This is a genomic window from Oceanobacillus luteolus, assembly GCF_023715655.1.
Taxonomy (GTDB): Bacteria; Bacillota; Bacilli; order Bacillales; family Amphibacillaceae; genus Oceanobacillus; species Oceanobacillus luteolus.
Window position 1 is genome coordinate 136,955 of the sequence record NZ_JAMBON010000002.1, and the last position, 15,038, is coordinate 151,992.

The window sequence follows — 15,038 nt, forward strand, 5'->3', positions numbered from 1 at the left end:
TTAATAATGGGACGGTATTTAAGTGGTAAGCTGTATGGAAGGAGACAATCTATTGATTTCCATTAAGGGATTAAAGAAAGAATTTATTACAAAAGACCGGCAAATAACTGCCGTTGATCATGTGGATATAGACATCAATAATGGTGAGATTTTTGGAGTCATCGGTTATAGTGGTGCGGGAAAGAGTACCTTTATCCGTCTGATCAATCGACTAGAAGAACCGTCAGCGGGCACAATAACCATTGAAGATAATGAAATAACAAATCTTAATCAAAATGAACTTCGAATCGCCCGTCAGGATATCGGGATGATTTTTCAGCACTTTAACTTATTGTGGTCAAGGACCGTTGCAGAAAACATTGCATTTCCTCTTGAAATCGCAGGAGTAAGTAAAGAAAAGCGGAAAAAAAGGGTGCAGGAACTTATCGACCTCGTCGGGTTGACCGGACGTGAAAATGCTTATCCTTCCCAGTTAAGTGGTGGACAAAAACAACGGGTCGGTATTGCGAGGGCATTAGCGAATAAACCAAAACTCTTACTTTGTGATGAAGCTACATCTGCACTTGATCCGGAAACTACAAATTCTATTTTGGATTTACTTGTAGATATTAATGAGAAAATGGGACTGACCATTATATTAATTACCCATGAGATGCAAGTAATCCGAAAAATTTGTCATCGAGTTGCTGTAATGGAGAACGGGAAAATTGTCGAGCTTGGTGATGTTCTCGATGTATTCCTTCATCCACAACAGCCGATTACGAAAAAATTTGTTCATCAGGCAATGGGCAATGATGAGGATGAAAATATTTCAAGTATCATGGAAACAAATTCGGAGGGTACACTGCTCAAACTGCAATTCATTGGTGAATCAGCAAACCAAGCATTGATCAGCCAGATCGCTAAGCGATACGAGGTTGATATCAATATATTACAAGGTAAGATTACGAATACGAAAACAGGAAGTTACGGAACACTATTCGTTCAAGTGACAGGTAATGATTCGGAAATCGAAAGTGCCATTAAATATATTCAGAGTGAAACCTCCGTAGAAGTGGAGGTCATCTAAATGTTTGGTAACTTAAAAACAGATGAATTGATTACAGCAACTAATGAAACACTATATATGACAGGTATCGCATTGATCGGTACTCTGATTTTGGGAATTTTATTAGGATTATTATTGTTTTTGACGTCAAAAGATGGAATTTGGGAAAATAAATTCATTCATATAATAACCGCGGCAATTGTTAATATATTCCGTGCCATCCCATTCATTATTTTGATTTTATTACTTTTCCCTTTTACGAATTTCTTGATTGGAACGATTCGAGGGCCGAGCGCTGCATTGCCTGCTTTGATTATCGGTACGGCACCATTTTATGCTCGTCTTGTTGAGATAGCTTTTCGTGAAGTGGATAAGGGTGTAATTGAAGCCGCAAAATCAATCGGTGCAAAAACAAGGACCATTATTTTCAAGGTTATTATACCTGAGTCTTTACCGGCACTTGTGTCTGGACTAACTGTTACAGCGATAGCCTTGATTGGTTATACTGCAATGGCTGGTGTAATTGGAGCAGGCGGTCTTGGAGACTATGCTTATTTCTATGGTTTCCAACGTCGTGATTTCGATGTTGTATTTGTTTGTACCGTATTAATCCTGATCATTGTATTTATTATCCAATTTATTGGAGATTTAATCACCAATAAAATAGATAAAAGATAAATAAAGGAGAGAAACAACGATGAGAAAGCTTTTTGGTTTACTTGTATTGTTATTTGTATTGCTACTCGCAGCTTGCGGGAATGGTGGAAATGAAGAAAACACTGCAAATGATGCGGAAGATGCAGACAACGCAACAGAAGATTCATCAGAATCAGTTGAACTTGTGATTGGTGCATCAAGTACGCCACACGCTGAGATTCTAGAGGAAGCAAAACCTTTGTTAGAAGAAGAGGGCATTAACATTACTATTGAAACATACCAAGATTATGTTTTGCCGAATGAAGACTTGGAATCAGGTGCACTGGATGCAAACTTCTTCCAGCATATCCCGTTCCTAGAGCAGACTGTTGCAGATACAGGGTATGATCTAGAGTATATTGATGGTATTCATATCGAACCAATGGGTGTATATTCTCAGAACATCACCAACATTGATGATATTGAAGATGGACAAGAAGTGATCATCAGCCGTTCGATTCCAGACCATGGACGTATCTTATCCTTATTTGAACAACAAGGACTTATCAAATTGGATGAAAATGTTGAGAAATCAGCTGCAACAATTGAAGATATCGTAGAAAATCCTAAAAACATCACATTTTCACCAGATGTAGATCCATTGCTATTACCAGAAATGTATCAATCTGAGCCGGATGCATTGGTTGCAATCAACACAAACTATGCAATTGATGCTGGTCTAAATCCATTGAATGATGCATTGTTCATTGAAGATGAAAACTCTGAATATGTCAACATCATTGCAGTTCGTGGAGAAGACAAAGATGATCCTGCTCTTCAAACGTTAGTGGATGTCCTGCAATCTGAAGAAATTCAGAACTTCATTCTTGAAACTTATGAAGGTGCAGTAGTTCCTGTAGGTGGAAATAACTAAAAACACTGTATTACGAAGAATAAGGAAGCATGAGCTTAAATGTTTATGCTTCCTTTTATTTTTTGACGGGAATTGTAAAGTACGTGTAAAAATCACTCTATACAGGTTTATTCGACCTTTGTGCAGGGAATTGTTCTGTGTTAACATTTTGTTTATCACATTAAAGGAGTGGTTTATTATCAATTCCGATAATAACATGAATTACACAGAAGATATGGAAAAAGCGATGAGTAAAAATCACAGGATGAGCATCGCTGAATATGAGTCTAATCTGTCTAAACGGATGGAAGTAGAACTAAAACGTGAGAAAGAATATCAAGAATCGAAGCAGATTATCGCTGAAGTGGATAGTCAGCTGCATAGATGAAGTGGAAGTTATCTTCAAATGAAAAACACGGAGTCCCAAAGTGGGTTCCGTGTTTTTTGTTCATTTTCGAAATTAATCATTTTTAACTCCGTGAATCGTAAAGCCATCCGTTTCCGACCATTCGGCGTAATATATTTTACTAATATCGTCATAACCTAATTTCCCTAATTGGGTACGCAGCCAGTTCTCATCTTTTTCAATCATGTCAAGAACTTTGTGTTGTACTTTGCCTTCATCAATGACTAAATGAGCAATCGATGTTTCTTTAGGGTTAATTGATAACATATCAGCGGTAACCGGGGATGATTGTTCATGCTTTAGGACGCTTAATTGCCCACTAGTTTCTAATATGGCATATTTTACTTCGCTGATTGTAAATATACCCTGTTGTCTTAACATCGTTCTCAGTTGTTCTGATTCCAAATCGTTTTTTTGCAGAGCATCTATATCAAGCTCTCCCTCATTAATAATGATAGTTGGTTCTCCTTTAATGACGGGTCTGGTCTTATCGAAACGCTGTACAATCTTCTCGATACTATAAATCAGTACAGCCCATAATGTTACAGAATAAAGAACCTGCCAGACTGTAACTTTATCATCATATACCGATTCCTCCACTAATCCCCCAAGTATCAAAAGATAAACAAAATCGAATGGAGTAATCTGTGAGAGTTCTTTCTTACCAAGTAATCGGATAATGGCTAATAATGCGAGCAGACCACAAATAATTTTAACTGTTATTGAAGTTTCCATAGTTGCTTCACCTCTAGAATGTATTCTGTCTAGAATCTGTACCCCTTTTAAAAGAATCTAATCTAACAGACTAAGTAATTGGCTGAGATGTGCAGTTTTTATGTTGAATAGCGAGGGTAAGTGATAGATATATCAATGAAGGAGGGGTTGAATTGACGGCAGAAGTAGCAGTCTTGAATAAACATGGGATTGCCATGGCAGCTGATAGTGCAATTACAAGTGGAAGAGAAGGTATCCAAAAAGTTTATAATACAGCAAATAAGTTATTCGCCCTATCGGAAAAGCATTCTATAGGAATTATGGTATATGGAGCGGCTTCTTTCATGGAGGTTCCATGGGAAGTAATCATCAAATCCTATAGAGAAGTGATATGTGATCGTACTTTTAATCATCTCCATGATTATATGGAAGACTTTTTAAGATTTTTGAATGAAGATGCTCGATTTAAAAATGAAGAAGTTGAAGAAATAATTGTTTATCGCATATTCTCGGATAATCTGAAACGTCTAGTCAAAGAAGTAGAAGAAAAAATGGCTAGTAAAGAACATATGGAAGAGGGCGTAACATCAGAACGTGTAACGAACTGGCTAGATGCATGCGCAGGTCGGATGATTCAATCCTATAGAAAGCAAAGGAAATGGTTTATTGAACTTGAAGAAGCAGCTTTTAAAGAAAGATTTAGTTCTGTTGTAAATGAAGTTATCGATGAGTTGATTCGTTATGACATCCCTGATGAATTAATTGAAAAGCTTCACGAACTGGCTTATGAGGCAACGGTGAAGGATTATTTCAGTGTGGGAAGTACCGGATTTGTTATTGGAGGATACGGTGATGAAGAAATATTCCCCCAGCTATTAAACTATAGACTGGAAGGATTTGTGTTTGGGCAGTTGAAATATAAAAAATTAAAGGATAAAAAAATAAGTTATACGACAGACAAGGATGATGGGACAGCCTCGATTACAGCTTTTGCCCAAAGAGATATGGTAGATTCCTTCATCAAAGGAATCGAGCCGAATATGGAAGATGTGATGTTCCGAATCATTTCTAGCGTAATAAAAAACTATCATGATCAGATTCAAAAAAATCTTCGAATTGAATTTACCGAAGAAGAGGTTACTAAATTACAGAAAATGGGTAAAGAAGTGTATGATTCGATGGAAATTGCTGTAAAGGAATATCAAGAAAAGAATTATGTTGAGCCGCTGCTTGGGGTAGTACGCTCCCTGCCTAAGGAAGAATTGGCAGATATGGCAGAAGCCCTCGTGTCATTAACTACGTTTAAAAGAAGAGTGACAAGAGCAACTGAATCCGTCGGTCCCCCTATTGATGTCGCAGTTATTACTAAGGGAGACGGCTTTGTCTGGAAGAAGCGGAAAAGTTATATTGATCCACAAATCAACTCGCGATTATAGAGTTTGAAAGGGGAGAAGAATATGTTTCCTAAGGAAAAAAATTCAACAAAAGAAGGATATTTTCATTTAGCACCCGAGGATCGATTGGAATTTGAATTGGAAAATCAAGAAAAAGAAGAGAAAGAAATCATTACAGAGAAAGTATTTGATAGACTTAAGGAAAAAGATAGCCAATAAGGACCTTAAATTCAAGTTTAAGTATTATTAAAAATATTAAATCTAGAAAATTTATTTTCGTTTTATGTTTGAAATTCTATTATATGTGGAAAGCAATAAATGAAAGGCAAGATAATCACATCATGAAAGGAGTTTTTACAAATGGCTAAAAACAACAATAATGGTAAGATGTCTCGTCAGCAAGCAGGAGAAAAAGGTGGCAAAGCTACTGCAAGAAATCACGATCAAGAATTCTTTGAAGAAATCGGTCAAAAAGGTGGAGAAGCCACTTCCAGAAACCATGACCAAGAATTCTATCAAGAGATAGGTCAAAAAGGTGGAGAACAAACTTCAAAGAATCATGATCAAGAGTTTTATGAAGAAATTGGTCGTAAAGGCGGAGAAACAACTTCACAAAACCATGATCAAGACTTCTATGAAGAGATTGGGCGTAAAGGTGGGGAAGCCACTTCCAGAAATCATGACCAAGAGTTCTATGAAGAAATTGGAGAAAAAGGTGGCAAAGCAAGATCCCGTTCACGTGACAACAACAATAATAACTAATCAACTCGAAAAATAATCTAGTTAAACTAGTAAAAGCACAGTGATTCGATCATACTTGTTGAATCGCTGTGCTTATTTTATTTTTAGAGATTAAATGAGAATGATATGCTATAACTGGAGATTCCATTTTCAGGCTTATAATTTAAATGAGAATGTGAAATAGTGTATAATAATTATATAATATAGAAGAAACAGGATGATAGATTCTCATACTGTTTTTTTCATTTTATAGTAGAAAACGAATAAAGGGGGACAGTTGTTTATTCATTTATTTATAATGTATGAGAGCTGAATATCCTTTGATTATTTGGTTTTCGACAGATAATATACAATCTAATAGACATAAGCCCGAATGGGTTGATTATTAATTTGAAATCCTTTAAGATTGTAATGAGTATAGATTGAGAATGAATTTCACATTCATCTCGGAAAAACTAGAATATAGCATTTGGAGGTATTAATTATGGCAGGTTCAGTATTGGAAATTAAAAATCTTCATGTATCTATTGAAGATAAAGAGATATTAAAAGGTGTTGACCTTACAATTAAAGGTGGAGAATTCCATGCAGTCATGGGACCGAACGGAACTGGTAAATCTACTTTAGCATCTGCAATCATGGGACATCCACTTTATGAAATAACAGAAGGAAGCATTACGTTCAATGGTGAAGATGTACTAGAAATGGAAGTAGATGAGCGCGCACGTGCTGGTCTGTTTCTAGCAATGCAATATCCTAGTGAAATTAGTGGTGTAACTACATCTGACTTCTTGCGCAGTGCAATCAATGCTCGTCGTGAAGAGGGCGATGAAATTCCATTGATGCAATTCATTAAAGAACTTGATGAGGCACTAGATTACTTAGAAATTGATAAAGGTATGGCTACTCGTTATCTGAACGAAGGTTTCTCTGGTGGAGAGAAAAAACGTAACGAGATTCTTCAATTAATGTTATTGAGACCAGAGATTGCTATCTTAGACGAAATCGACTCAGGACTTGACATCGACGCGTTAAAAGTAGTTTCAAAAGGTATCAACAAACTACGTGATGAAAACTTTGGAACATTGATCATTACTCACTACCAACGTTTATTGAACTACATTACACCAGACTATGTACATGTTATGATGCAAGGCCGCGTTGTTAAATCTGGTGGTCCAGAGCTGGCGCAGCGTCTAGAAGCTGAAGGCTATGAGTGGATCAAAGAAGAGTTAGGAATTGAAGACGAAACAGTAGAAAATGCATAAACGTTAGGAGGAGTAACATGACTGTGGAAACAAAACTGTCATTTGATAAGGCATATATTGAACAGTTTTCTAAAGATAGAAATGAACCAGAATGGATGCTTAATTTCCGTCTGGATGCAATTGAACAGGCTGAAAAGCTGGAAATGCCAAAGCCTGATAAAACAACGATCAGAAATTGGAATTTCACTGATTTCAACCATGAGTTCAAAACAGGTGAAGCAGTTTCTTCCGTTAAAGATTTACCTGAAGAATTAAGAGTATTCTTTGATGAAGATAAAGCTCCAGAAAACCTAATTATCCAACGTAACCATTCTGTTGCTTATGCTTCTCTAAGTGAGGATTTAAAAGAAAAAGGAGTAATCTTCGTTGATTTGCTCACAGCTATTCGAGAGCATGGAGATTTAGTGCAGAAATATTTCATGACTGAAGATGGAGTTAGTGTGAATGAACACAAACTGACAGCTCTTCACGCTGCACTTGTTAATGGTGGTGTTTTCCTATATGTACCACAAAACGTACAAATTGAAACACCAATCCAAACAATCTTCTGGCAGGAAGATCCTGATATTACTTTAATCAACCACGTATTGGTTGTTGTTGATAAAAACAGTTCAATCACATATGTAGAAAACAATCTTTCTCATAATGCAGAAACTGAGACTGTAGCTAATATCATTACAGAAGTACACGCTCTTGATGGTGCGAAAGTTGCTTATGGTGCAGTAGATAACTTTGCAGCTGCAACTACAACTTATGTTAACCGTCGTGGTATTGCTGGTAGAGATGCTACTATTGATTGGGCTTTGGGACAAATGAATGATGGAAATACAATCTCTGAAAACGTAACTCGTTTAGTAGGGGATAACTCTACATCTCAGGCAAAAGCTGTTTCTGTTGGACGTGGAAACCAAACACAAAACTTCACATCTGTCATGCATCATGATGGAAAAGCTTCTGATGGATTCATTCTACAACGTGGTGTGATGAGAGAAGCATCGACAGCAATATTCAATGCTATCGGTAAAATTGAACATGGTGGAACGAAAGCAAACTCTGAACAAGAGTCTCGTGTTCTCATGTTAAGTGAAAAAGCTCGTGGAGATGCGAACCCAATTCTTCTAATTGATGAAGATGATGTTACAGCTGGTCACGCTGCATCCGTGGGACGTGTAGATCCAATACAGATGTATTATCTGAAAAGTCGTGGATTGACTGATGATGAAGCACAACGCCTGTTAATTCATGGATTCTTAGATCCAGTTGTTTCCCAACTGCCGATTGACTCTGTGAAACAACAGTTGAAACATGTGATTGAAAGGAAAATCAATTAATGGACGTAAAAGCCATTAGAGAACAGTTTCCGATTCTCAATCAGGAAGTGAATGGACATCCGCTTGTGTACTTAGATTCCTCAGCAACATCACAGAAGCCAATTTCTGTGATTGAAGCTTTGGATAAGTACTATAGGGAATCAAATTCAAACGTTCACCGCGGCGTGCATATTCTAGGTAATCGTGCAACCGACCTATATGAAGGTGCACGAGAAAAAGTTCGGGCTTTCATTCATGCAAAAAGCACTGCTGAAATTATTTTTACCCGTGGAACTACGACATCAATCAATACAGTAGCCTGGAGTTATGCAAGAGCCAACTTGAAAGAAGGCGATGAGATCGTCATCACGCCGATGGAGCATCACAGTAACATCATTCCTTGGCAACAGGCTGCAAAGGCTACTGGTGCAACGTTAAAATATATTCCGTTACAAGAGGATGGCACCATATCATTGGACGACGTCAAGGAAATTGTCACTCCACAGACTAAGGTTGTCGCTATTACTCATGTATCTAATGTACTCGGTACGGTCAACCCAATTAAGGAGATTGCTGCAATTGCCCATGAAAATGGTGCAGTTATTGTAGTAGATGGCGCACAAGGTGCCCCTCATATGGAAGTTGATGTACAAGATTTAAATGTGGACTTCTATGCTTTTTCAGGACACAAAATGTGCGCTCCAACTGGGATTGGCGTATTATATGGTAAACGTGAACTATTGGAAAATATGGAACCTGTGGAATTCGGGGGAGAAATGATTGATTTTGTGAACCTCTATGATTCTACTTGGAAAGAGCTTCCTTGGAAATTTGAAGGTGGGACTCCAATCATTGCTGGTGCAATCGGCCTTGGTGCGGCGATTGATTTTCTTAAAGAAGTTGGTCAAGATAATATCTTGGAACATGAGAAAAAACTTGCAGCCTACGCAATGGAGAAAATGCGTGAAATAGATGGAATTACCATATATGGTCCTGAAGAACGCGCTGCTCTTGTCACCTTCAACCTCGAAGAAGTTCATCCACATGATACTGCAACTGTTTTGGATGCGGAAGGAATTGCAGTACGCGCTGGGCACCACTGTGCACAACCACTGATGAAGTGGTTGGATGTTACTGCAACGGCGAGGGCAAGTTTCTATCTGTATAATACAGAGGAAGATGTTGATCGTCTCGTTCAAGGGCTGTTGCGAGCGAAGGAGTATTTTGGTGATGTCTTTTAATAATTTAGATTCGCTTTATAGACAAGTAATTATGGATCATTATAAAAATCCTAAAAATAAAGGACTAGCAGATGGTGGATCCCTAACTGTCGATATGAATAATCCTACTTGTGGAGACCGGATTCAGCTACAGCTGCAGATTGAAGATGGTGTAGTGAAATCTGCACGATTTGATGGGGAAGGTTGTTCCATCAGTATGTCATCGGCTTCCATGATGACCCAAGCGATAAAAGGTAAACCGATTGATGATGCCTTGGCTATGTCGGAGCTATTCTCTGATATGATGCTTGGTAAGGAAGTGGATACAGAAGGCTTTGATTTGGGAGATATTATTGCACTTCAAGGTGTTTCCAAGTTTCCTGCCCGGATCAAATGCGCGACCTTAGCATGGAAAGCATTGGAAAAAGGTGTCCAAGAAGAGGATTAAGGTTTTGAAATACCTAAAGGAGGTTACGATTTATGGCTAAGAATATGCCTGAAGTAGGAGATTATCAATATGGTTTCCGTGACAAGGATGTTTCGGTTTTCCGTACTGAAAGAGGATTGACTCGAACTGTCGTTGAGGAAATCTCCAAAATGAAAAATGAACCAGAGTGGATGTTGGACTACCGCCTGAAAGCATTGGAACATTTCTATTCCCGTCCAATGCCACAATGGGGTGGGGACTTATCCGGTTTAGATTTTGATGAAATTGTTTATTATGTTAAACCTTCTGAAAAGCAAGGTAGAACATGGGATGAAGTTCCAGAAGAGATTAAAGATACATTTGACCGTCTTGGAATTCCTGAAGCAGAACAGAAATATCTTGCTGGTGTTTCTGCTCAGTATGAGTCAGAAGTTGTATACCAAAGTTTGAAAGAAGATCTTAAGGAATTAGGAATCATCTTTACAGATACAGATACTGCATTACAAGAACATGAAGAGTTATTCAAGGAATACTTCGGTACAGTTGTTCCTTACTCTGACAATAAATTCGCAGCGTTAAATTCAGCTGTATGGTCAGGTGGTTCTTTCATCTATGTACCTAAAGGTGTTAAGAGCTCCACTCCATTACAAGCATACTTCCGTATCAATACGGAAAACATGGGGCAATTCGAGCGTACGTTGATCATTGTTGACGAAGATGCATCTGTGCATTATGTAGAAGGTTGTACCGCACCAACTTATTCTTCAGCTTCACTTCACAGTGCAGTTGTTGAGATTATTGTTAAAAAAGATGCATATTGCCGTTATACAACGATCCAAAACTGGTCGAGCAACGTATATAACTTAGTTACTAAACGTGCTACAGTAGATGCGAATGGAACGATGGAATGGATTGACGGTAACCTTGGTTCATTACTTACAATGAAATATCCAGCTATTCTATTGAAAGGTGAAGGCGCAAGAGGTAACACTATGTCTATCGCGTTAGCTGGTAAAGGACAATTACAGCATGCTGGTGCGAAAATGTATCACTTGGCACCAAACACTTCATCTACCATCGTGTCTAAATCTATCTCACGTAATGGTGGTAAAGTTTCTTACCTTGGCCTAGTGCACTTCGGACGTAAAGCTGATGGAGCACGTGCAAATATTGAGTGTGATACGTTGATTATGGATAACCAGTCTACATCAGACACGATTCCATACAATGAAATCTTAAATGATAACATCTCACTTGAGCACGAAGCAAAAGTATCTAAAGTATCTGAGGAGCAATTATTCTACCTCATGAGTCGTGGATTAAATGAAATTGAAGCAACTGAAATGATCGTAATGGGCTTCATCGAGCCATTTACGAAGGAACTTCCAATGGAATATGCTGTTGAAATGAACAGATTAATCAACTTCGAAATGGAAGGATCCATTGGTTAATTATCAGAAAAACCCTTATCACAATGTGATAAGGGTTTTTTGGTTACTTTTAGGAGTTGACTTACTTGTCTCGATCCAATCATATGATACAGGCTACATTTTAATAGTAACATTGGATTAGATATCGAGAAGCTACGGTGTTTATTCTAGGTCCATCAAGGAAAACATAACCGTATAGAAGATTGCTTTATACTGTTGAATAAAATATGTAAGGGGATAACTTATGTACAGGGATATCCTTCAATCGACCGCTCATCGGAAATCTCTATTGCCAGAAGGTTCGTGGATAATGACTCAAAAATGGAACGACTTGCTTTTTATCCATCTTCCTGTTCCCTCAAATATTATTAGCGAACTTCTTCCTAAAGGTTTAGAACTGGACACATTTGATGGGAAAGCCTGGATAACGATTATTCCATTTAGAGTTACAAGTATGCGAATTAGAAACTTGCCTCCGTTACCTTTTATAAACTCCTATTTGGAATTGAATGTGAGGACTTATGTAAAACGCCGCGGAAAAACTGGTGTTTACTTCTTTAGCCTGGATGCAAATAACTTACTAGCGGTAATTGGTGCTCGAATATTGTCGTTGCCCTATTATTTTGCACAGATGAGGATGAAAAAGAAGCGAAAAATTGAATTCAAATCTAGAAGGAAAGGGAAAACGAGTGCGTGCTTAGACGTGTCTTATCGAACTTCTGATGAAGCATTTTATACGGATGAATCCAGTTTAGATTATTGGCTTTTAGAAAGGTATCATTTATGGTCTTATCGAAATGATTCTTTGTATCAAGGCGATATACATCATAAGCAATGGAAAGTCAGCAATGTTGAAGTGTATATTTCACAACAACAAATACTTTCTTACTTCCCAGATGACACAATAATAGGAAATCCTCTCTTTCATTACGCTAGTACGAAGCGGGTTTTATTCTGGCCGATTAAAAAAGTGGAGTAAAATAACAGCTGGAAATCCGTTATTTTACTCCATCTTTTTCATGATAAGAGGAAGGAATGAATAAAATAGGATACATGTCCATCTAAAGCTTGCTAAAGGAGGAGCATAATGAAACCAGTTATTATAAAATATGGACTAGTTATCGCGGGAGGAATAATCCAAGGCTTTGGAATGGGACTTTTTTTATTTCCTCAATACATTCCTTCAGGTGGTGCAGGCGGGATAACCGTACTGTTGAATTATTGGTTTGGCTTAAGCATGGGTACTGCCCTTTGGATAGTAAACTTTACCTTACTCTTAGCAGGACTATATGTTTTAGGAAAACGATTTGCGGTTTGGACTGTTATAGCTATTACGATGACTTCTCTGTCAGTAACTTTTTTTGAACAGATTCCGGTTCATAACAGAAATTTAATGATAGATCTTGTATTCGGTTCAATATTTCTCGGTATTGGAATTGGTATCCTCATGCGACAAAATGTTTCAAATGGAGGAACTGGCGTACTAGCATTGATTATATCTAAAAAATATAATGTGTTGCCAGGTCGCTCGTTATTTTGGATCAACAGCTTTATTTTTATATTCGCTGCAATTATCATTGATTGGAAAATCATTATTCTTGCATTATTAAGTCAATGGATTGCGACCCAAGTTGTAAATATGATATTCCAATTATCATTCGATAAGTCATATACACTAGGTTGGCGGAAGAAATGAAAAGTCCTCCTACACGTATTTATAGCGGATGATTTTCTTTCGATGCTTTCCGTCTTTCCCTTTTACGTGAATGAGAAAAAGAACGAGTAAACCTACAAGCAGAGTAAAGGCAGCGATACTTGTGAACATTCCTGTTCTCGACCAGTCCATCAGTCTTGTGAAAATTGGAGGTCCTAAGGCTACACCTATAAACCGCACTGAACCGTACAAAGAAGAAACAAACCCTCGACGCTCTTTTCCAACAGCCCCTGTTATTAAACTGTTAATACACGGCAGTGTCAAACCTACACCAATACTACTTAGGGCTAGAACAAGTAAGAAAGGAAATAGACTCTCCACCCAAACGAGTAAGCCATATGAAATGGTCATAAATAGTAATCCAATAATTGAGAAGCGTTTCATGCGAACTAAATTGCTGCCTATTTTACTTCCAGTAATATAAGAGGTAGTCACCATTACGAGTAATGGGATTGCTAAAATTAAACCTTTCAATACCCCGTCAATTTTATATGTCGATTCTAATACATCAGATAAATAAAAAAGAATTCCGAACAATGTAAACAAGCAAGTTCCTCCAGCTAAATATGCTGTAAACAACCATCTGCCTTCATGTTTAAAGACACTTAAAAGCCCCCGAGCATATTTGCGGAAGGGAGGTGGTGCTTGTCGATTGCTTTTTTCCTTAACAAATATCCATACCATTATTGCTGCGACAAGACTGAAAATGGGGAAGGCAAAAAAGACGGAATGCCAGACAATCAGTGCCAGAAGTGATCCGATAATAGGTGATAACACCTTCCCTAAACCATTCGACGCTTCAAAAATTCCAAGCACTCTACTCCGTTCCCCACCCTTGAATAGATCCCCGATTAGTGCCATCGCAATCGGTGCGCTTCCTGCAGCCCCGATTCCTTGTATCGTTCGACCAATAATAATCCATAAATATGAATCAAAGAAGGCTGCACCAAGACCGGCAAGAAATGCACCGAGAGCAAAAAGAATAAGTGAGGGAAGCATAATGATCTTCCGGGAATAACGGTCAGACAAATAGCCTACAATCGGTATCATTACTGCAGCCGCTATTGAAAATACTGTGATGGTTAAACTGACCTGTAGCTGAGATAGATCCATCGATGACTTCATTTTAGGAAGAACAGGTATAAGCATGGAATTACCTAAAGTCATCATAAAAGGAACGGAACCAACAGCTAGTATTATCATTCCTTTATTTTTTTTCAACGTCGTGCACTCCTTCAATTCAATTACAATCTGTTTGTAGGTGTCCATATGATGCAATGGACCATTGCGGGAAGTTATTTAATATTAATTGGTGGAAGTACCAACCAACCTTTTTCTTTAGCGATATTTACCAATTTTTGCTCGTATTCTTCCTGCTGATCGTGGAATTCGCCGAACATCGTACGAAGGTCTTCTCTTAGTGCAATCCCAGTAACATAACTGCTTTCAGCCCTTGTACTCATTAACTCCTTTTGGATGATGGTGGCGATTTCAGGGTCATGGAATCTTGCCCCAGCAGGAATATCCTCTACTTCTACATTCGGACGATCCGGAGGTGCTGGAGGCAGTCGTATTCCAGCTTCCTTAAGGATTCCCTCCACAGCTTGTTCCTCTTGGATGAGACAACTTTCCACGAGTTCTTCTGCATATGTCTTTAAATCATTGTCTCCCGCATGATTAATAAGTACTTGCATGGTTACGAGTAAGTTTTTTGTCCTATAAAGGTAATTCCAAAGGTGGTAGACTTCACCTGTATGAAAAGGATCCTCTTGTTTGTTTTTAACCATGATAATCCTCCTTTTTATCTTGCTTAGTTTC

17 protein-coding genes are annotated in these 15,038 nt (G+C 38.0%); 14 read left to right on the forward strand and 3 right to left on the reverse strand.

Annotation, left to right across the window (positions count from 1 at the left end; translation table 11 throughout):
• The first annotated feature begins 52 nt into the window (after positions 1 to 52).
• The 4 genes from M3210_RS03430 (at position 53) to M3210_RS03445 (ending at position 2,985) form a co-directional block, all read left to right on the forward strand.
• Positions 53 to 1,069, forward strand: coding sequence for a methionine ABC transporter ATP-binding protein (locus M3210_RS03430; protein WP_251511505.1), 1,017 nt, complete (start codon positions 53 to 55; stop codon positions 1,067 to 1,069).
• The gene (locus M3210_RS03435) at positions 1,070 to 1,726 is read left to right on the forward strand and encodes a methionine ABC transporter permease (protein ID WP_251511508.1); all 657 of its coding nucleotides are present in this window, start codon (positions 1,070 to 1,072) and stop codon (positions 1,724 to 1,726) included.
• A 19-nt stretch (positions 1,727 to 1,745) separates the two neighbouring features.
• Positions 1,746 to 2,618, forward strand: a complete 873-nt coding sequence (locus M3210_RS03440) for a MetQ/NlpA family ABC transporter substrate-binding protein (protein WP_251511517.1) — start codon at positions 1,746 to 1,748, stop codon at positions 2,616 to 2,618.
• 148 nt (positions 2,619 to 2,766) lie between these two features.
• The gene (locus tag M3210_RS03445; RefSeq protein WP_251511520.1) at positions 2,767 to 2,985 is read left to right on the forward strand and encodes a YuzK family famiily protein; all 219 of its coding nucleotides are present in this window, start codon (positions 2,767 to 2,769) and stop codon (positions 2,983 to 2,985) included.
• Positions 2,986 to 3,057: 72 nt separating this feature from the next.
• Here the strand turns inward: M3210_RS03445 and M3210_RS03450 are convergent, their stop codons facing one another.
• Positions 3,058 to 3,738, reverse strand: coding sequence for a DUF421 domain-containing protein (locus tag M3210_RS03450; RefSeq protein WP_251511526.1), 681 nt, complete (start codon positions 3,736 to 3,738; stop codon positions 3,058 to 3,060).
• A gap of 152 nt (positions 3,739 to 3,890) precedes the next feature.
• Between M3210_RS03450 and M3210_RS03455 the strand changes: the two genes are divergently transcribed.
• The 10 genes from M3210_RS03455 (at position 3,891) to M3210_RS03500 (ending at position 13,202) form a co-directional block, all read left to right on the forward strand.
• Positions 3,891 to 5,153 (forward strand): hypothetical protein, encoded by a 1,263-nt coding sequence (locus M3210_RS03455; protein WP_251511527.1) that lies wholly within the window; start codon positions 3,891 to 3,893, stop codon positions 5,151 to 5,153.
• A gap of 21 nt (positions 5,154 to 5,174) precedes the next feature.
• Complete coding sequence (locus M3210_RS03460; RefSeq protein ID WP_251511528.1) at positions 5,175 to 5,330, forward strand: hypothetical protein; 156 nt, start codon at positions 5,175 to 5,177, stop codon at positions 5,328 to 5,330.
• A gap of 141 nt (positions 5,331 to 5,471) precedes the next feature.
• Positions 5,472 to 5,873, forward strand: a complete 402-nt coding sequence (locus M3210_RS03465) for a KGG domain-containing protein (protein ID WP_251511529.1) — start codon at positions 5,472 to 5,474, stop codon at positions 5,871 to 5,873.
• A 463-nt stretch (positions 5,874 to 6,336) separates the two neighbouring features.
• Entirely contained in the window at positions 6,337 to 7,119 is a 783-nt protein-coding gene (gene sufC / locus M3210_RS03470) for a Fe-S cluster assembly ATPase SufC (RefSeq protein WP_251511530.1), read from the forward strand.
• 17 nt (positions 7,120 to 7,136) lie between these two features.
• Positions 7,137 to 8,450, forward strand: coding sequence for a Fe-S cluster assembly protein SufD (sufD, locus tag M3210_RS03475; RefSeq protein WP_251511531.1), 1,314 nt, complete (start codon positions 7,137 to 7,139; stop codon positions 8,448 to 8,450).
• Positions 8,450 to 9,670 carry a cysteine desulfurase gene (locus M3210_RS03480; RefSeq protein ID WP_251511532.1) on the forward strand — a complete coding sequence of 407 codons (1,221 nt, stop codon included), beginning with the start codon at positions 8,450 to 8,452 and terminating at the stop codon, positions 9,668 to 9,670. The genes sufD and M3210_RS03480 overlap by 1 nt, the downstream gene beginning before the upstream one ends.
• On the forward strand, positions 9,660 to 10,097 hold the full coding sequence (gene sufU, locus M3210_RS03485) for a Fe-S cluster assembly sulfur transfer protein SufU (protein WP_251511533.1): 438 nt from the start codon (positions 9,660 to 9,662) through the stop codon (positions 10,095 to 10,097). Before M3210_RS03480 ends, sufU begins: the two co-directional genes overlap by 11 nt.
• 32 nt (positions 10,098 to 10,129) lie before the next feature.
• Positions 10,130 to 11,527: a Fe-S cluster assembly protein SufB gene (gene sufB / locus M3210_RS03490; protein ID WP_251511534.1), complete on the forward strand. Its 1,398-nt coding sequence runs from the start codon at positions 10,130 to 10,132 to the stop codon at positions 11,525 to 11,527.
• Positions 11,528 to 11,750: 223 nt separating this feature from the next.
• Positions 11,751 to 12,485 carry a YqjF family protein gene (locus tag M3210_RS03495; protein WP_251511535.1) on the forward strand — a complete coding sequence of 245 codons (735 nt, stop codon included), beginning with the start codon at positions 11,751 to 11,753 and terminating at the stop codon, positions 12,483 to 12,485.
• Between the two features lie 108 nt (positions 12,486 to 12,593).
• Positions 12,594 to 13,202: a YitT family protein gene (locus M3210_RS03500; protein WP_251511536.1), complete on the forward strand. Its 609-nt coding sequence runs from the start codon at positions 12,594 to 12,596 to the stop codon at positions 13,200 to 13,202.
• A 9-nt stretch (positions 13,203 to 13,211) separates the two neighbouring features.
• Here the strand turns inward: M3210_RS03500 and M3210_RS03505 are convergent, their stop codons facing one another.
• Both M3210_RS03505 and M3210_RS03510 read right to left on the reverse strand, forming a co-directional pair.
• A complete protein-coding gene (locus tag M3210_RS03505) occupies positions 13,212 to 14,489 on the reverse strand; it encodes an MFS transporter (protein ID WP_251511537.1) in 1,278 nt (425 codons plus the stop codon).
• 26 nt (positions 14,490 to 14,515) lie between these two features.
• Entirely contained in the window at positions 14,516 to 15,007 is a 492-nt protein-coding gene (locus M3210_RS03510) for a DUF3231 family protein (protein WP_251511538.1), read from the reverse strand.
• Positions 15,008 to 15,038 lie beyond the last annotated feature (31 nt).